This window comes from Streptomyces sp. SID11385, assembly GCF_010548245.1.
Classification (GTDB): domain Bacteria; phylum Actinomycetota; class Actinomycetes; order Streptomycetales; family Streptomycetaceae; genus Streptomyces.
On the sequence record NZ_JAAGLR010001090.1, the window covers coordinates 1 to 17421 of the forward strand.

A 17421-nucleotide genomic window follows, 5' to 3' on the forward strand; every position below is an offset into this window, starting at 1 on the left:
GTACGGCGCCCCCGGGCCGGGGGGAGGGCGGTACGGCGCCGGGCCCCGTATTCGTAAAGCCGCCGGAGCCTGCTGCCGCGGGGCCGCCAGGGCGACCCTGGCCGGTCGCTCCGGTCCCGCTCCCCCAGCCGCCGCCGTACGGCGAGGCGTCTATGACACCGCGGGGCCGGGGGCCCTCGGGGCCCGCGCCGTCCTCGACGGCGGAGCGCGGGGGGACGGGGTCGTAGCCGCACAGGGCCTCTTGGGCGGCGCCGGCCGCGAGGCCCGCGAGGACGACGCGGCCGTCCTCGGCGAGGAGGACGGTGTGCTCGGTGATGTTGCGGTGGACCCAGCCGCCCGCGTGCAGGGCGCGCAGCGCGGTGAGGACGTCGGCGGCGACCTCGGCGGCGCGGTAGGGGTTGAGGGGGCGTTCGGCGAGGAGGCTGCCGAGGGTCCGCCCGGGCACGTACTCGCTGACGATCCACAGCGCGTCGCCCTCGGCGAAGACGTCGAAGACCTGGTCGAGGCGCGGGTGGTCGGGGACCTGCGCGGCGGCGCGCGCGGCGTCGAGCGCGCGGCGCACGAGGGGATCGCCGGAGGGATCACCGGTGCCCGGGGCCGGGCCCTCGCCGGGGAGTTCGCCCTCGACGATGTCCGGCAGCGGTATGCGCTGGAGGCGGACCTCCTGGCCGCTGTACGTGTCGAAGGCTCGCCCCGCGGCGGCCGGGCCCGCGCCCTCCTCGGCGGAGGCGTCCAGCGGTAACCGGTAGCGGTCGGCGAGCACACGCCCCGCGTAGTCGTCCACAACGCCCCCCACCGTGATCACCTGTGTCCGTTTCGGGTCCCGAGCCGTCCGGTACGGTCCCCGTTCTTTCACGATACGTGCCGAGGCCGGGTTTTCCGGGGGAGTTGGGCGAGTTCGCCGCAGCTCCTCCCGGCCACCTGCCACCGGTACGTGGGGGGCTCCGGTGACGGCCGGGGGACCCTGATCTCGTTCGTGCCCGGCCCGGGGGCCGCTCAACCCTCGGAACGCGGCACGGGAGGTCGCGGGGGAGCGCATGGGGGCGGGCCCCCGCCGTCACCCGCCTCAGGACGCCGGCTTGAACGTCTCCGTGAAGGTCTGCCAGGTCTGGCGGGCACGCTTGCCGTTCCAGTCGGCGTCCCTGGTCGTGAACATGATCCCGTAGCCGCGGTGGGAGTTGACGACCGTGCCCCGGTCGACGCTGTGCATCCGCGTGCCGCCGTCGGTGTACGTGAACTCCCAGTCGGCGGTCTCCCAGCCCCGGTAGTCGACGTGCTTGATCGCGACGCGGTGGTAGTTCGGGCGGACCATGCTCCGCTCCTGCCGCTGCCAGTCGGCGACGGCGTCGTTCTTCGGCGTCGTGGTCGTGCCGATGAGGAGCTTCTGCCCGGCGGGCCCGGCGAATCGCACCCCGGCGGCACCGGAGGAGACGCGCTTCCACCCGTCGGGCAGTCCTATGGAGAAGCCGCTGGGGTCCTGGTGGGTCGTGGTGTCGAGCGGAGCGCCGCCCTTGTCCTCGTCCTTCCCCTTGTCCTTCTCCCCTTGCTTGTCCTTGTCGTCCTTCCCCTCCTCCTGCTTGCCCTCGTCCTCGCTCTCGTCGCCCTTCGGCGAGGTGGCGGAGTCCTCGGCGGAGGGGGAGGTGCGCGGGCTCTCCTCCTTGCCGCCGTCGCCGTGGGTGTGGGAGGAACCCGCCGCGGAGGCCGAGGGAGTCGTGGCGGCCTTGGCGCCCTGCTTGTCCTCGTCACCGCCACCGTTGGCGACGAGGAACACGACGGTCGCTATGACGGCCAGGACGACGACCGCCGCGATGACGACGAGGGTGCGGCGCGGGACGACGTCGGTGAGCGAGGCGCGGGAACGGGCGGGGACGGGAGCCGAGGGGGTGCCGGCCGCGGGCGTGCCCGTCGTACCGCCGCCCGTGCGCGTGGCGCCGGCCGCCGGGCTCCCCGTACGGGAGGAGCGGGCGAAACCGCCGGTGCGCGGGGTCGACCAGCCGGTCGTCTGCGCCTTGTCCTCGGCCGGGGCGGGCGGGAGCGGGACGACGCGGGTCGCGTCGACCGGCTTCGCCTCGGGTGCGGCGATGACCTCCTGGAGCATCGCGCGGGCGCGGGCGTCGTCGAGGCGCTGGGCGGGGTCCTTGACGAGCAGGCCGAGGATGACGGGCGTGAGCGGCCCGGCGTGCGCGGGCGGCTCGACCTGCTCGGTCATGACGGCGGTGAGGGTCGCGATCGCGGAGCCCTTGTCGTACGGCGGGACGCCCTCGACGGCGGCGTAGAGCAGCCCGCCGAGCGACCACAGGTCGGCGGCGGGGCCCGGCTTGTGGCCGCGGGCGCGCTCGGGCGAGATGTACGAGGGAGCGCCGACGAGCATGCCCGTCGACGTCACGGAGGGGTCGCCCTCGACCTGCGCGATACCGAAGTCGGTGAGGACGACGCGGCCGTCCTCGCCCGCGATGAGCACGTTGGACGGTTTCACGTCGCGGTGCAGGATGCCCTCGCGGTGCGCGTCGCGCAGCACGTCGAGCACCGCGAGCCCGACCTCGGCCGCGCGGCGCGGGCCGAGGAGCCCGTCCTCGCGCACGACCTCGGCGAGGGACTTGCCCTCGATGAGCTCCATGACGATCCACGGCCGGTCGTCCTCGTCGACGACGTCGAAGACGGTGACCGCGCCGTTGTTGCGAATCCGGGCGATGGCCTTGGCCTCGCGCAGCGTACGGGTGATCAGCCGGCGCTTCTCGTCCTCGTCGATGCTGTTCGGAAAACGCAGTTCCTTGACCGCGACGGTCCGCCCCAGGGTCTCGTCGGTGGCCCGCCACACCGTCCCCATGCCGCCGCGCCCGAGGACCTCCGCGAGGCGGTACCGCCCCGCGAGGAGACGTCCCTGGGATGCGCGCGCCTGCTCCGATTCCGACATGCGTCCCCTCTGCAACCCGCCCTGACAGAGCATCCATTGTCACCCACGCCGGAACCGCCCGGCGCCCTGGGGTGGCGGCGGGGGCGGTCCTCGGCCAGGGCGCCCGGGCGGTCCGCGAGCGGGCGGGCGGACGACGGGCCGTCAGGCGAGCGGGACGATGTCCGGGGCCCCGAGGCGGGCGGCGTCGGCGGTGAGGTCGTCGGGCTGGCGCTGGGACTCGCGCTCGGCCTCGACGCGCTTCTCGTAGTGCTCGACCTCGCGGTCCACCTGCGCCGCGTCCCAGCCGAGCACGGGCGCCATGAGCTCGGCGGCCTCGCGGGCGCTGCGGGTGCCGCGGTCGAAGGTCTCGATGGAGATGCGGGTACGGCGGGTGAGGACGTCGTCGAGGTGGCGCGCGCCCTCGTGCGAGGCGGCGTAGACGACCTCGGCGCGCAGGTAGTCCTCGGCGCCGGTGAGCGGACGCCCGAGACCCGGGTCCGCGGCGACGAGGTCGAGGACCTCGTCGGCGAGCGACCCGTACCGGTTGAGGAGGTGCTCGACGCGTACGACGTGCAGGCCGGAGCGTGCGGCAGTGCGGGCGCGCGCGTTCCACAGCGCCGGGTAGCCCTCCGCGCCGAGCAGCGGCGTCTCCTCGGTGACGCACTCGGCGACGCGCTGGTCGAGGCCGTGCACCGCCTCGTCCACGGCGTCCTTCGCCATGACGCGGTACGTCGTGTACTTGCCGCCCGCGACGACGACGAGCCCGGGCACCGGGTGGGCCACGGTGTGCTCGCGCGAGAGCTTGCTCGTCGCGTCGGACTCCCCGGCGAGCAGCGGGCGCAGCCCCGCGTACACGCCCTGGACGTCGTCACGCGTGAGGGGGACGGCGAGGACGGAGTTGACGTGGTCGAGGAGGTAGTCGATGTCGGCGCTGGACGCGGCGGGGTGCGCCTTGTCGAGGTCCCAGTCGGTGTCGGTCGTGCCGACGATCCAGTGCCTGCCCCAGGGGATGACGAAGAGGACGCTCTTCTCGGTGCGGAGGATGAGGCCCGTACTGGAGTTGATGCGGTCGCGCGGGACGACGAGGTGGATGCCCTTGGAGGCGCGGACGTGGAACTGGCCGCGCTCGCCGACGAGCCCCTGCGTGTCGTCGGTCCACACGCCGCTCGCGTTGACGACCTGCTTGGCGCGGATCTCGTACGTACCGCCCGCCTCGACGTCCTCGACCGTCGCGCCGACGACGCGTTCGCCCTCGCGGAGGAAGCCGGTGACGCGGGCGCGGTTGGCGGCCGTGGCGCCGTAGTCGACGGCGGTGCGGACGAGGGTCATGACGTAGCGGGCGTCGTCGACCTGCGCGTCGTAGTACTGGAGGGCGCCGGTGAGGGCGTCCTTGCGCAGGCAGGGGGCGACGCGCAGAGCGTGGCGGCGGCCGAGGTGGCGGTGGCCCGGCAGGCCGCGGCCGTGACCGCGGGCGAGGGACATCGCGTCGTAGAGGGCGACCCCGCTGCCCGCGTAGGCGCGTTCCCAGACGCGGTGCTGGAGGGGGTAGAGGAACGGGACGGGTTTGACAAGGTGCGGGGCGAGGCGTTCGAGGAGCAGGCCGCGTTCCTTGAGCGCCTCGCGCACGAGCGCGAAGTCGAGCATCTCCAGGTAGCGCAGCCCGCCGTGGATGAGCTTGCTGGAGCGGCTCGACGTCCCCGAGGCCCAGTCGCGGGCCTCGACGATGCCGGTGGCGAGGCCCCGGGTGACGGCGTCGAGCGCAGTGCCCGCACCGACCACGCCGCCTCCGACCACGAGCACGTCGAGTTCGCGTTCCGCCATGTCCGCGAGCGCTCGCGCGCGCTGCTCCGGGCCGAGTGTCGCTGTCCTCACTGCTGCCTCCTGGGTGGTGTGGGGCTGGGGTCGGGATGGGCTGGGCCGGGTGGAGTGCCTCGCTCCGGTGTCGCCAGGCGTCTACCCGGCCGGGCGGCCCTGGCCCCGCGTACACGCCGGAGAATCACCGTGCCAATACCACATAACGGTCATATTTACTCGTAGTCTGACAGTGCGCTCGCCAGGAAGGACCCACCCCCATGCCCGCAGACCTCGCCGTGGTCGGCCTCGGCCCTCTCGGCCTCCCGCTCGCCCGCGCGGCCGTCGCCGCGGGCATCGCCACCGTCGGCCACGACGAGCAGGCGAGGGTGCGCGAACTCGCGCTCGGCAGACCGCCGCGGGGCAGCGAGGCGGCGCTGAGCGCCTCCGAACTGCGCCGGATGCTCGCGGGCGGCTTCCGCGCGAGCGCCGACCCCGCCGAACTCGGCCGGGTCCGTACCGCCGTCATCTGCGCCCCGACGAACCCGGCGGGCGACCGGTCCCCCGACCTGAGCGGCGTGGTCACCGCCGCCCGCACCCTCGCGGCGCGCCTGCGCCCGCACACGACGGTCATCCTGGAGTCCCCCGTCCACCCCGGCGCGACCGAGGATCTGCTCCGCCCGATCCTGGAACAGGGCTCGGGCCTGCGCGCGGGCCGCGACTTCCACCTCGCCTACTCCCCGGCCCGCCTGGACCCGGGCAACCGGGCGTACCCCTACCACGCGACCCCCAAGGTGATCGGCGGGCTGACCCCGGCCTGCACGGAGTCGGCGGCGGCCTTCTACGGGCGGCTCACGGACAAGGTGGTACGGGCCAGGGGCCTCCGCGAGGCGGAGACCGTCCACCTCCTGGAGACGAGCTACCGCCACGTCAACATCGCCCTCGTCAACGAGATGGCGGTCCTCTGCCACGACCTGGGCGTCGACCTGTGGGACGTCATCCGCTGCGCCGAGACGAAGCCGTACGGCTTCCAGGCGTTCCGCCCGGGCCCGGGCGTCGGCGGCCACGGCCTCCCTCCCGACCCCGAGCACCTCCCCCACCCGCACCGCACCCCCGGCCACCCCCTGCGCCTCGTCGGCCTCGCCCGCGAGGTCAACCAGCGGATGCCCGCGTACGTCATCCAGCGCGCCGCGACGCTCCTCAACGAGCACGGCAAATCGGTACGCGGCGCCCGCGTCCTGCTCCTCGGCATCACCTACAAGCCGGACGTGGCCGACCAGGAGGGCTCCCCGGCCGAGGAGATCGCCACCCGCCTCACCGGCATGGGCGCCACCATCAGCTACCACGACCCCCACGTCCCTCACTGGCGCGTCCTCGGCCACCCGGTCCCCCGCGCCGACACCCTCTACGAGGCGACGGCGGCGGCGGACCTGACGCTGCTGCTGCAACACCACAGGACGTACGACTTGCAGGGGCTCGCGGTGAAGGCGCAACTGCTGCTGGACACCAGGGGGGCTACGCCGGCGGGGGCGGCGTATCGGTTGTAGGGGGGTGGGGGGTGGGGTGGGGTGGGGTGGGTTGGGTTGGGCGGTGTGTTCCCTCCCCCCGGGACATTCCCCACCCGCCCTGGGGGGCCTTCCCATTTCCAGTCTGGCAGCCCGCAAGCCGACCGCCGGTCCGCCTCGGCACATCTGTGGATAACTTCGGAGAAGTCGAAATTCCCCTCATTCCAAGGAGTGAGGGGAATTTTGGGTTTGGCGGAGTTATCCACAGATGTGCCGCCGAAGGCGCTTGGTGTCACAGGGCGTTGGTAGAACTGGACCTACGACCTCGCACTCGTGTCCGAGCAGGTCGTCGCCTTGCCAGAGCCCTGTCCACGCCCCGCCCGATCCCGGAGCAAGCCCCATGTCGATCCACGAGTACCTCACGACCTTCCACGGCCTTCCCGTGCACCACTTTCCCGCGCCCACGCCCCCCGAGGAGGAGCTGACGCCAGAGCAGAAGCGGCTTAGGGAAGCGTCCGGGAACCCGGCCGAAAAGGCGCTGCGTGAGCTGCCGGCGGCAGAGTCGGTGGCGTGGTCGCTCGCCGTGCAGCCCTGGGAGGCCGTCGAGACCTGGACCGAGTGTTTCGACCGCTTCCGCTCGCACGTCGACCTGTCCGAGGTGCGCGCGCTCGTCGTCGGGTCGTGGGGCGAGGCGTACGAGTCCAGCTCGGCGCCGGTCCTCGAAAAGCTCCTTGAGCACCGCGCGGAACTGCCCGCCCTGCGCGCCCTCTTCCTCGGCGACATGACGTCCGAGGACGCCGAGATCTCCTGGATCCAGCAATCGGACGTCACCGCTCTCTTCACTGATTTCCCGCGGTTGGAGGAGCTGGGCATACGGGGCGGTTCAGCCCTCGCCCTCTCCCCGGTACGGCACGAGAAGCTGCGCAAGCTCACCATCGAGACCGGCGGACTGCCCGCAGCCGTCGTACGGAGCGTCGGCGCGAGCGACTTCCCCGCCCTCACCCACCTCGAACTCTGGCTCGGCACCGACGAGTACGGCGGCGACAGCACCATCGCCGACCTCGCACCCCTGCTCGCCGGAGAACGCCTCCCCGCCCTCACCCACCTCGGACTCCTCGACAGCGAGGACCAGGACCTCGTCGCCGAAGCGGTCGCCACCGCGCCCGTGGTCGCCCGGCTCGACAGCCTCGACCTCTCGCTGGGCGTCCTCAGCGACCGGGGCGCCGAGGCCCTCCTCGCCGCCGCGCCACGCCTCACGCACCTCCGGAGCCTGGACCTGCACTACAACTTCCTGACCGACGAGGTCCGCGAACGGCTGCGCACCGCTCTGGAACCGGCCGGAGTCGCGCTCGACCTCGACGAAGCGGACGCCGAGTCCTGGGACGACGGCGACACCACGCACCGCTTCGTCTCCGTGGGCGAGTGACCAGCGCGATGACAGCCGTACGGACCGCGCCGCCGCCGCTCGCGGTCGTCGGGAACCCGGAGAACCGGCGCGTACGCCTCTTCACGGAGGCAGCACGCCGGGCAGGGCTGCCCGCACCCCGCGTCGTGCCCTGGCTGCGCGTCCTCACCGAGGGCGGGGCCGAATTCGCTCCCGACGAGGTCGTACGGCTCGACTCGCCCGGTGAGAACGCCGAGGTGGACACGCTGCTGCGCGGGCACGGGGCGGCGACCAGGGTCGGCGGTACGGCACGGTGGTACGCGGGGCTGCTCGACGCCGTCGCGAGCCTGCGCGGCGGCCGACGCCTCGACGATCCGGGGGAACTCGCCGTCCTCTTCGACAAACGCCGCTGCCACGCCCGCCTGCACGCGGCGGGCGTGCCCGTCCCGTACTCCCCGACCTCGGGCGGCGCCGCGCGGGTACGCGGCTGGGACGATGTACGGGCACTCATGGCGGGGCGGGGACTGCACCGGCTCTTCGTGAAGCCCGCGCACGGCTCCTCCGCCTCCGGCGTGCTCGCGATCGACTCGGCGGGCCCTGGCCGGTTCCGCGCCGTCACCCCCGTGGAGACGGCACCCGACGGCGAACTGCACAATTCGCTGCGCCCCCGCACCCTGCGGAGCGAGACGGAGATCGCCGCACTCGTCGACCGGCTCGCGCCCGAGGGCCTGCACCTGGAGCGGTGGTGGCCCAAGGCCGGGCAAGCGGGCCGCAGCGCCGACCTGCGGGTCCTCGTCGTCGCCGGGCGCGCCACGCACGCCGTCGTACGGACCGCTGGGAGTCCGCTCACCAATCTCCACCTCGGCGGCCGGCGCGGTGACCTCGAAGCGGCACGGAACGCCTTCGACGCGGCTGGGCTCGGTTGGGCGGCAGCACTGGAGGTGTGCGAACGCGCGGCTGCCTGCTTCCCCGGCACCCTGTGCGTCGGCGTCGACCTGCTGCCCGCCCGTGACTGGTCGCGGGTCGCGGTCGGCGAGGTCAACGCCTTCGGCGACCTCCTCCCCGGCCTCACCGGACTACCGGGCAGCGGCGCCGAAGGACTCGACACGTACGGCACCCAACTCGCGGCCCTGCCCGCCTTCACCCGCGCCCCATCGGCCCCCGTCCCACACCCCTGAGCGACGCCCCCCGCCGCACGCCCCAGGCTCCCGCCCGCACGCCCCGCGCCCCGCGCCCGGCGCCCCGCACCCGCACCCGCACCCGCACCCGCACCCGCACCGAAAGACGCCACGAGAGCACCGCACATGACCAGCGCACCCCGCCCCGTCGAAGATGCCCGCGCCGCCGCGGGGCCCCGCCCCACCGAGGCACAGCCCCCCGCCCCCGTATCGGCCGACCTCGACATGAACGAGATCGTCGGCACGCACGACATCCTCCTTGTCACGCTCGACACCCTCCGGTACGACGTCGCCGCCGAACTCGCCGCCGCCGGGCGCATCCCGCACCTCGCGCGGCACCTGCCCGGTGGGCGATGGGAGGAGCGGCACGCGCCGGGGAGTTTCACGTACGCCTCGCACCAGGCGATCTTCGCCGGGTTCCTGCCGACGCCCGCGCGCCCCGGGCCGCACCCGAGGCTCTTCGCCGCGCGTTTCGGCGGGAGCGAGACAACCGTGCCGCGCACGTGGGTGTTCGACGCCCCGGACCTCGTCACCGGGCTGGCGGACGCCGGGTACCACACGGTGTGTCTCGGCGGGGTCGGCTTCTTCAACCAGCGGGCCGCGCTCGGCTCCGTACTGCCCTCGCTCTTCGCGATGGCGCACTGGGAACCCGGCTTCGGGGTGACCTCGCCGACGAGCTTCGAGGCACAGGTCGCGAAGGCGGAGGAGATCGTCGCCCGGCTGCCGCACGAGCGGACGCTCTTCCTCTTCGTGAACGTCTCCGCCCTCCACCAGCCCAACTGGCACCACCTGCCGGGTGCCGACGCCGCACACGGGGACACGCGGGAGTCCCACGCGGCGGCGCTGGAGTACGTCGACCGGCACATGGGCCGGCTTCTCGCCGCCGCGAGCAGCCGCCGCCCCTGCTTCGCGATCGTCTGCTCCGACCACGGCACGACCTACGGCGAGGACGGGTACACCGGGCACCGCCTGAGCCACCCCGCGGTGTGGACCGTGCCCTACGCCCACTTCGTCATCGATGCCGGAAACACCCCCGACACCGGAGACACCACCGACCCCGGAGCCGCCACGTGAGCCTCACCCCGATCCCCAGCCCCAGCCCCAGCCCCGCCCCCGTCCCCGCGCCAACCCTCACCCCTGCCAGCACGAACACCCCTACGCCGTACGAGAGTTACGTCTACGCCTACCCCCATAAAACCGCCTACCGCCGGCTCGCCGAACGACCGGCGCTCGCGGGACTGTGGGCCACCGAGCCGAAAGACGCGCTCTCGCTCTACCTGCACATCCCCTTCTGCGAGGTGCGCTGCGGCTTCTGCAATCTCTTCACTCGGGTCGGGGCGCCCGAGGGGCTGACGGCCGCGTACCTCGACGCGCTGGAGCGGCAGGCGCGCGCGGTGCGCGAGGCGCTGGGCGAGGCGGAGCGCGTACGGTACGCGACGGCCGCGTTCGGGGGCGGAACGCCGACGTTCCTGACCGCCGCCGAGCTGGAGCGGCTGTGCGACATCGCAGAGCACCGCATGGGCGCGCGGCTCGGCGCGATACCGCTCTCGGTCGAGACCTCGCCCGCCACGGCGACCCCGGACCGGCTCGCCGTGCTCGCCGCGCGCGGCACGACGCGGCTCAGCATCGGCGTGCAGAGCTTCGACGAGGCGGAGGCCCGCGCGGCGGTGCGGCCACAACGGCGCGCCGATGTGGAAGCGGCGCTCGGGCACGCCCGCGCGGCGGGCTTCCCGGTCCTCAACATCGACCTCATCTACGGCATCGACGGTCAGACGGAGGCGAGTTGGCTGCGTTCGCTCGACGCGGCGCTCGCCTGGCGCCCCGAGGAGCTGTACCTGTATCCGCTGTACGTGCGACCGCTCACGGGTCTCGGCCGTCGCGCGCCCGAGGGCCCCGACCCCGAGTGGGACGCGCGCCGGCTGCGGCTCTACCGTGCCGGTCGCGACCACCTCCTCGCGCACGGGTACACGCAGGGCTCCATGCGTTCCTTCCGCCGCCCCGACGCGCCCGCCGAGGGGCCCGAGGACTACGCGTGCCAGACCGACGGCATGACGGGCCTCGGCTGCGGAGCCCGTTCCTACACCCGTGATCTGCACTATTCCTTCGACTACGCGGTCGGCGCGCACGAGGTCCGCGCGCTCGTCGACACGTACACGGGAACGGCCGACTTCTCGCGTGCCGAGTACGGGAGAGTCATCGACGCGGACGAGCGACGCCGCCGCCATCTGCTCCAGTCGCTCCTCCAAGCGGCGGGACTGGACCGCGCCGCGTACCGCGCGCGCTTCGGCACCGACCCGGCCGAGGACTACCCGGACGAGCTGAGCGCCTTCGCGTCGAAGGGCTGGCTGGACGAAGGGGAGCCGGACATGCTCCGCCTGACCCCCGACGGCCTCGCGCACTCGGACGCGGTCGGGCCCCGGCTGTTCTCCCCGGCGGTACGGGCCGCGATGGCCGCGTACGAGGGAAGGTGAGTCCCCGCATGGACCTGACCCTGCTCTACCGGGGCCCGCTCGCCTCCTGCGACTACGACTGCCCCTACTGCCCCTTCGCGAAGCGGCGCGACAGCCGCGAGCAACTGCGCGCCGACCGGGCGGCGTTGGAGCGGTTCGCGACGTGGGTGGCCGAACAGCGCGAGGACCGGATCTCGGTCCTGTTCACACCGTGGGGCGAAGGGCTCGTGCGCTCCTGGTACCGCGACACGCTCACCGCGCTCTCCCACCTGCCGCACGTGGCGCGCGTCGCGATCCAGACCAACCTGAGCTGCCGCACCGAATGGACCTCGGCGGCGGACCCGGACACGCTCGCGCTGTGGTGCACCTACCACCCGGGGCAGACCCCGTACGACCGCTTCCTCGTCAAGTGCCAGGACCTGAGCGCGCGTTCGGTGCGGTACAGCGTCGGGATCGTGGGACTGCCCGAGCACCTCGGCGCGGCGCGGCGGCTGCGGGCGGACCTGCCGGAGCACGTCTACCTGTGGGTCAACGCCGCCGAGGGCCGTACGTACACCGACGCCGAGGCCGACGAGTGGGCGGCGCTCGACCCGCTCTTCCCGTACAGCCGCCATCCGCACCGCAGCGCGGGCCTGCCCTGCCGCACCGGAGAATCCGTCCTCTCCGTCGACGGCGAGGGCACGGTGCGCCGCTGCCACTTCGTGCCCGAGCCGCTGGGGAATCTGTACGACGGTTCGTACCGCGCCGCGTTGCGGCCGAGGGCCTGCCCGCTCGCGGCCTGTGACTGCCACATCGGGTATGTGCACCTGGAGTCGCTGCCGCTGTACGACGTCTTCGCCGGCGGGGTGCTCGAACGCGTACCAGCCTTGCCGGTCGGTGAGTTGACGGTGCGGGGAGCGGGGCCTGCCGTGAGGTGACCGTCCGCTCGTCGACTCCGCTGCTACTGTGCGCCGTCACCTGACGTGCCCGGTGCGACCACCGGGCGGCATTCGTCCCGAGGGGGGACCTCCATGACCCAGCCCCAGCCGCCGTCCGGCAGCCCCGGACAGACCCCGAACTCCCAGGCCCCGAAGCCCGGTCCACAGGACGCGCCGCCCACCCCGCCGGGCTTCGGCCCGCCCCAGGGCTTCGGCCCGCCCCAGGGCTTCGGCCCGCCCCCGGCCGGACAGTCCGGCGCCACCCCGAGCACCGCCACCACCCCCGGAGCGCCCACCGCACCCACCGCGCCGCCCACGGCACCCCCCGGGCAGTTCGGCGCCCCCGCCACCCCGCCCGTGCCCGAAGACGGTGCCACCAAGCAGTTCGGTCCCGGTCAGTTCGGCCCCGGTCGGTTCGGCGGGCCCCCTCAGCTCGGCTCCGCCGTACCCGAGGGCGCGGGGCGGCTCGTCGCCGGGATCGTGGCCGCGCTCGTCGTGGCTCTGGTGACCGCCGGTATCTACGGCTGGCTCATCGGCACCATCGAGCGACAGGTGGGGTACGCGGCGATCGGCGTGGGGCTCCTCGTGGGCCTCGCGGCCGGCCGCTTCGGCGGCCGTTCGCCGGTCCTGCCCGTCGTCGCCGCGCTGTTCTCGCTCGGCGCCGTGTACGCGGGACAGCTCGTCGGCGAGGCCGTGCTGGGCTCGAAGCAGCTCCCGCTGAGCACGTGGACGCTGCTCACCGAGCACTTGGACGTCCTGCGGGACGCGTGGAGCGCGGACGCGGACTTCCTCTCGGCGGTGTTCTTCCTGATAGCCGCCGGTGCCGCGTTCTCCGCGACGAAGAAGGCTTCCGTACGAGGCTGAAGGACTCTGCTCCCAGCCCGGCCCGTCCCCGGCCTCACGCCCCCCACATGCCCGTGCCCCCTCGCGCACGAGGCGGAGGGGGCACGGGGAGCCGGCTTGGGCGTGGTGGGTCAGCGCTGGTCGTGGCGGGAGGGGGCGACCGTGACCTCGACGCGCTGGAACTCCTTCAGTTCGCTGTAGCCGGTCGTGGCCATCGCGCGGCGCAGGGCGCCGAAGATGTTCATCGAGCCGTCCGGGGTGTGCGAGGGGCCGAGGAGGATCTCCTCGGTCGTGCCGACCGTGCCGAGGTCGACCTTCTTGCCGCGCGGCACGTCCTCGTGGACGGCCTCCATGCCCCAGTGGTGGCCCTGGCCGGGGGCGTCCGTGGCGCGGGCGAGCGGGGAGCCGATCATGACCGAGTCGGCGCCGCAGGCGATGGCCTTCGGGAGGTCGCCGGACCAGCCGACGCCGCCATCGGCGATGACGTGCACGTACCGGCCGCCGGACTCGTCCATGTAGTCGCGGCGCGCGGCGGCGACGTCGGCGACGGCGGTGGCCATCGGGACCTGGATGCCGAGGACGTTGCGCGTGGTGTGCGCGGCGCCGCCGCCGAAGCCGACGAGGACACCGGCCGCGCCGGTGCGCATGAGGTGGAGCGCGGCCGTGTAGGTCGCGCAGCCGCCGACGATGACGGGGACGTCCAGTTCGTAGATGAACTGCTTGAGGTTGAGCGGTTCGGCGGCCGAGGAGACGTGCTCGGCGGAGACCGTCGTGCCCCGGATCACGAAGATGTCGACGCCCGCGTCGACGACCGCCTTGGAGAACTGGGCGGTGCGCTGCGGGGAGAGCGCGGCGGCGGTGACGACACCGGAGTCGCGCACCTCCTTGATGCGCTGCCCGATCAGCTCTTCCCTGATCGGCGCGGCGTAGATCTCCTGGAGCCGCTTGTTCGCGGTGGCCGCGTCCAGCTCGGCGATCTCGTCGAGGAGGGGCTGCGGGTCCTCGTAGCGGGTCCACAGTCCTTCGAGGTTGAGGACGCCGAGGCCGCCCAGCTCACCGATGCGGATCGCGGTCGCCGGGGAGACGATCGAGTCCATGGGGGCCGCGAGGAAGGGCAGTTCGAAGCGGTAGGCGTCGATCTGCCACGCGATCGAGACCTCCTTCGGGTCGCGGGTGCGGCGGCTCGGGACGACGGCGATGTCGTCGAAGGCGTACGCCCTCCGACCGCGCTTGCCGCGTCCGATCTCGATCTCAGTCACCTGGCTGGCCTTTCCCGCTCCGTCGTACTTGCTGGTCCAGTATCCCCCGCACCGGTCCCCACCGGTCCTGCCGGGGGTCCGGCGCCCCATCCTGCCCGGGGCCCGGCGCCCGGGACACGAGGCACGAGGCCCGGAGCGGCGAGGCCCGGCGCACGCGCGGCGACGGCGCGGAGCCCGTACACGAACGGGACCCGCGCCGTCACGACGCGCGCCGGTGCCGCCCCCCGAAGGCCGGAGGGCGGCGTGCCGCTCAGTGGCGGCTGTAGTTCGGGGCCTCGGCGGTCATCTGGATGTCGTGGGGGTGCGACTCCTTGAGACCGGCGGAGGTGATGCGGACGAAGCGGCCCCGGTCCTGCGTCTCGGGGATCGTCGTGCCGCCCACGTAGAACATCGACTGGCGCAGGCCGCCGACGAGCTGGTGGACGACGGCGGAGAGCGGGCCCCGGTAGGGGACCTGGCCCTCGATGCCCTCGGGGATGAGCTTCTCGTCGGAGGCGACGCCCTCCTGGAAGTAGCGGTCCTTCGAGTACGACTTGTGGTCGCCGCGCGTCTGCATGGCGCCGAGCGAGCCCATGCCCCGGTACGACTTGAACTGCTTGCCGTTGATGAACATCAGCTCACCCGGGGACTCCTCGCAGCCCGCGAGGAGCGAGCCGAGCATGACCGTGTCGGCGCCCGCGACGAGGGCCTTCGCGATGTCGCCGGAGTACTGGAGGCCGCCGTCGCCGATGACCGGGACGCCCGCCGCCTTCGCGGCGAGCGCAGCCTCGTAGATCGCGGTGACCTGCGGGACCCCGACGCCCGCGACGACGCGCGTCGTACAGATGGAGCCGGGGCCGACGCCGACCTTGATGCCGTCCGCGCCCGCGTCCACGAGCGCCTGGGCGCCCTCGCGGGTGGCGATGTTGCCGCCGATGACGTCGACGCCGGGCGCGTTCGACTTGATCTTTGCGACCATGTCGCCCACGAGGCGGGAGTGGCCGTGTGCGGTGTCGACGATGATGAAGTCCGCGCCGGCGGCGACGAGCGCCTGCGCGCGCTCGAAGGCGTCGCCCGCGACGCCCACGGCGGCACCGACGAGCAGGCGCCCCTCGGCGTCCTTCGCGGCGTTCGGGTACTTCTCGGCCTTCACGAAGTCCTTGACCGTGATCAGGCCCTTGAGGACGCCCGCGTCGTCGACGAGCGGCAGCTTCTCGATCTTGTGGCGGCGCAGCAGGCCCATCGCGTCGACGCCGGAGATGCCGACCTTGCCGGTGACGAGCGGCATCGGGGTCATGACCTCGCGCACCTTGCGGGAGCGGTCGGTCTCGAAGGCCATGTCGCGGTTGGTGACGATGCCGAGGAGCTTGCCGGCGCCGTCCACGACCGGGACGCCGCTGATGCGGAACTTCGCACAGATCGCGTCGGCCTCTTCGAGGGTCGCGTCCGGGTTGACCGTGATCGGGTCGGTGACCATGCCGGACTCGGAGCGCTTGACGAGGTCGACCTGGTTGGCCTGGTCCTCGATCGAGAGGTTGCGGTGCAGGACGCCGACGCCGCCCTGGCGGGCCATCGCGATCGCCATGCGGGCCTCGGTGACCTTGTCCATGGCGGCGGAGACGAGCGGGATGTTCAGCCGCACGTTCTTCGAGAGACGCGTGGAGGTGTCGATCGCGTCCGGGGTCATGTCGGAGACGCCGGGCAGGAGCAGGACATCGTCGTAGGTCAGCCCGAGGGTCGCGAATTTCTCGGGTACTCCGTCGATGTTGGCCATGACACGGTCTCCAATGGTCTTGCTCGTTACGGGTGTCCATGGTAACGGGAGCGGGTGGTGGTTCATTCCCCTTTCGCCGGTTCCCGGGGTGACCCTCGGGGGCTCCGCTGCCCGGGGTGACCCTTTCGGGGCTCAGCCCAGGCCCCGCTCCCCGCACCCCCGGCCCGGCCTCCGGCCCCCGGCCGGAACGGCTGAGACCTTCCCCACGCGGAACACGCGGAAAGGGTCACGGCTGTTCCGCGAGCGCTCTCAGTCTGCTCAGCGCCCTGTGCTGGGCCACGCGGACCGCCCCCGGGGACATGCCCAGCATCTGACCCGTCTCCTCCGCCGTGAGGCCGACGGCGATGCGGAGGAGGAGGAGTTCGCGCTGGTTCTCGGGGAGGGACGCGAGGAGCTTCTTCGCCCAGGCCGCGTCGCTGCTCAGGAGGGCGCGTTCCTCGGGGCCGAGGGAGTCGTCGGGGCGTTCCGGCATCTCGTCCGAGGGCACCGCCGTGGACCCGTGGCGCATCGCGGCGCGCTGGAGGTCGGCGACCTTGTGGCCCGCGATCGCGAAGACGAACGCCTCGAAGGGGCGGCCCGTGTCCTTGTAACGGGGCAGCGCGAGCAGTACGGCGACGCAGACCTCCTGCGCGAGGTCCTCGACGAAGTGGCGGGCGTCACCGGGCAGCCGGGACAGCCTCGTGCGGCAGTAGCGGATGGCGAGCGGATGGACGCGGGCGAGCAGGTCGTGCACGGCCTGCTGCTCGCCGTCGACGGCACGGTGGACGAGAGCCCCGATCTCGGTCGTCTCCTCGTCACGCATCCGACCATGGTGCCCTGCGGCCCGCCGAGCGGTCTCCGCGCCCTCCCCGTCCTCGGGAGTGGGTGCGCCGGAACTCATGCCCTGCGCCCTCCCCTCCGGATCGGCCGACTCGTCCCCGTGGAAATCCACATCCTCAAGGATGCGGCATCGCGCGGGTAACCGACACAGCCCGCCCGCGCGAGCACCCGTACGGGAACCTCGTACCCTTCGGGACCGCTTCCCAGCCGCCCCGCCCCCACCCGAACACGAACGGCCACCCCTCGCGGTGCGGCGGCGAAGGCGGGTACGGGGCACGCGCACGGCTCCGCGCGGCCCCGGCCCGGAGCCGGTGACACGGCGCGAAGGCTGCCGGACGGTTCCGATACGGGCCCCGGGCCCGGCCCGCGACGGGCTTTCGCGCTGGTGAGGCGCCGCCCACGACGGGCTTCCGCCCGGGCGAGGCACCGCCCGCCACAGGCTTTCGCCCGGGTGGGATACGTGGCCGTCGACACCACCCGGACTCCCCCGGGCCGTTCCGGTACGGGTTCGAGCGAGCCCCGCACGGTCCCGCCCACCGGAACACCGGCGGGCCGGACCGGGCGGCGCGGGGCCGTCCGTGGCGGGGCATCCGCGCGCCGCACGGCACCCGCTCGGTACGCACCCGGGC

The 17421-nt window shown here is 73.4% G+C and carries 13 protein-coding genes; 7 read left to right on the forward strand and 6 right to left on the reverse strand.

What is annotated here, in order from left to right; genetic code table 11:
• The 3 genes from G3I42_RS33400 to G3I42_RS33410 form a co-directional block, all read right to left on the reverse strand.
• Window positions 1–784, reverse strand: a 784-nt coding sequence (locus G3I42_RS33400; RefSeq protein WP_164291427.1) for a protein kinase, incomplete at its 3' end; no start/stop codon positions are given.
• Between the two features lie 282 nt (window positions 785–1066).
• Window positions 1067–2914: a serine/threonine-protein kinase gene (locus G3I42_RS33405; RefSeq protein ID WP_164291419.1), complete on the reverse strand. Its 1848-nt coding sequence runs from the start codon at window positions 2912–2914 to the stop codon at window positions 1067–1069.
• Window positions 2915–3055: 141 nt separating this feature from the next.
• A complete protein-coding gene (locus G3I42_RS33410) occupies window positions 3056–4765 on the reverse strand; it encodes a glycerol-3-phosphate dehydrogenase/oxidase (RefSeq protein ID WP_164291420.1) in 1710 nt (569 codons plus the stop codon).
• A 200-nt stretch (window positions 4766–4965) separates the two neighbouring features.
• On the opposite strand from G3I42_RS33410, the gene G3I42_RS33415 reads away from it, so the two are divergent.
• From G3I42_RS33415 to G3I42_RS38085, 7 genes are all read left to right on the forward strand, one after another.
• Window positions 4966–6231: a nucleotide sugar dehydrogenase gene (locus G3I42_RS33415; protein ID WP_164291421.1), complete on the forward strand. Its 1266-nt coding sequence runs from the start codon at window positions 4966–4968 to the stop codon at window positions 6229–6231.
• 358 nt (window positions 6232–6589) lie between these two features.
• A complete protein-coding gene (locus G3I42_RS33420) occupies window positions 6590–7615 on the forward strand; it encodes an STM4015 family protein (RefSeq protein ID WP_203607676.1) in 1026 nt (341 codons plus the stop codon).
• 8 nt (window positions 7616–7623) lie between these two features.
• A complete protein-coding gene (locus tag G3I42_RS33425; RefSeq protein WP_203607678.1) occupies window positions 7624–8751 on the forward strand; it encodes an STM4014 family protein in 1128 nt (375 codons plus the stop codon).
• Between the two features lie 225 nt (window positions 8752–8976).
• Complete coding sequence (locus tag G3I42_RS33430) at window positions 8977–9825, forward strand: STM4013/SEN3800 family hydrolase (RefSeq protein ID WP_164291428.1); 849 nt, start codon at window positions 8977–8979, stop codon at window positions 9823–9825.
• Window positions 9822–11222 carry an STM4012 family radical SAM protein gene (locus tag G3I42_RS33435; RefSeq protein ID WP_164291423.1) on the forward strand — a complete coding sequence of 467 codons (1401 nt, stop codon included), beginning with the start codon at window positions 9822–9824 and terminating at the stop codon, window positions 11220–11222. Before G3I42_RS33430 ends, G3I42_RS33435 begins: the two co-directional genes overlap by 4 nt.
• Before the next feature lie 8 nt (window positions 11223–11230).
• The gene (locus G3I42_RS33440) at window positions 11231–12118 is read left to right on the forward strand and encodes an STM4011 family radical SAM protein (protein ID WP_164291424.1); all 888 of its coding nucleotides are present in this window, start codon (window positions 11231–11233) and stop codon (window positions 12116–12118) included.
• A gap of 93 nt (window positions 12119–12211) precedes the next feature.
• On the forward strand, window positions 12212–12982 hold the full coding sequence (locus G3I42_RS38085; protein WP_239096849.1) for a hypothetical protein: 771 nt from the start codon (window positions 12212–12214) through the stop codon (window positions 12980–12982).
• A gap of 110 nt (window positions 12983–13092) precedes the next feature.
• On the opposite strand, the gene G3I42_RS33450 is transcribed toward G3I42_RS38085, so the two are convergent.
• From G3I42_RS33450 to G3I42_RS33460, 3 genes are all read right to left on the reverse strand, one after another.
• Window positions 13093–14220, reverse strand: a complete 1128-nt coding sequence (locus G3I42_RS33450) for a GuaB3 family IMP dehydrogenase-related protein (protein WP_164291425.1) — start codon at window positions 14218–14220, stop codon at window positions 13093–13095.
• Between the two features lie 250 nt (window positions 14221–14470).
• A complete protein-coding gene (guaB, locus tag G3I42_RS33455; RefSeq protein ID WP_164291426.1) occupies window positions 14471–15973 on the reverse strand; it encodes an IMP dehydrogenase in 1503 nt (500 codons plus the stop codon).
• A gap of 226 nt (window positions 15974–16199) precedes the next feature.
• Entirely contained in the window at window positions 16200–16775 is a 576-nt protein-coding gene (locus G3I42_RS33460; RefSeq protein WP_008747530.1) for a sigma-70 family RNA polymerase sigma factor, read from the reverse strand.
• Window positions 16776–17421 lie beyond the last annotated feature (646 nt).

What these genes read in the sequence shown, in the direction of transcription:
- G3I42_RS33405 (WP_164291419.1), bottom strand. Translation starts at nt 2,914, where the DNA reads ATGTCGGAATCGGAGCAGGCGCGCGCATCCCAGGGACGTCTCCTCGCG.
- guaB (WP_164291426.1), bottom strand. Translation starts at nt 15,973, where the DNA reads ATGGCCAACATCGACGGAGTACCCGAGAAATTCGCGACCCTCGGGCTG.
- G3I42_RS33440 (WP_164291424.1), top strand. Translation starts at nt 11,231, where the DNA reads ATGGACCTGACCCTGCTCTACCGGGGCCCGCTCGCCTCCTGCGACTAC.
- G3I42_RS33425 (WP_203607678.1), top strand. Translation starts at nt 7,624, where the DNA reads ATGACAGCCGTACGGACCGCGCCGCCGCCGCTCGCGGTCGTCGGGAAC.
- G3I42_RS38085 (WP_239096849.1), top strand. Translation starts at nt 12,212, where the DNA reads ATGACCCAGCCCCAGCCGCCGTCCGGCAGCCCCGGACAGACCCCGAAC.
- G3I42_RS33430 (WP_164291428.1), top strand. Translation starts at nt 8,977, where the DNA reads ATGAACGAGATCGTCGGCACGCACGACATCCTCCTTGTCACGCTCGAC.
- G3I42_RS33460 (WP_008747530.1), bottom strand. Translation starts at nt 16,775, where the DNA reads ATGCGTGACGAGGAGACGACCGAGATCGGGGCTCTCGTCCACCGTGCC.
- G3I42_RS33420 (WP_203607676.1), top strand. Translation starts at nt 6,590, where the DNA reads ATGTCGATCCACGAGTACCTCACGACCTTCCACGGCCTTCCCGTGCAC.
- G3I42_RS33415 (WP_164291421.1), top strand. Translation starts at nt 4,966, where the DNA reads ATGCCCGCAGACCTCGCCGTGGTCGGCCTCGGCCCTCTCGGCCTCCCG.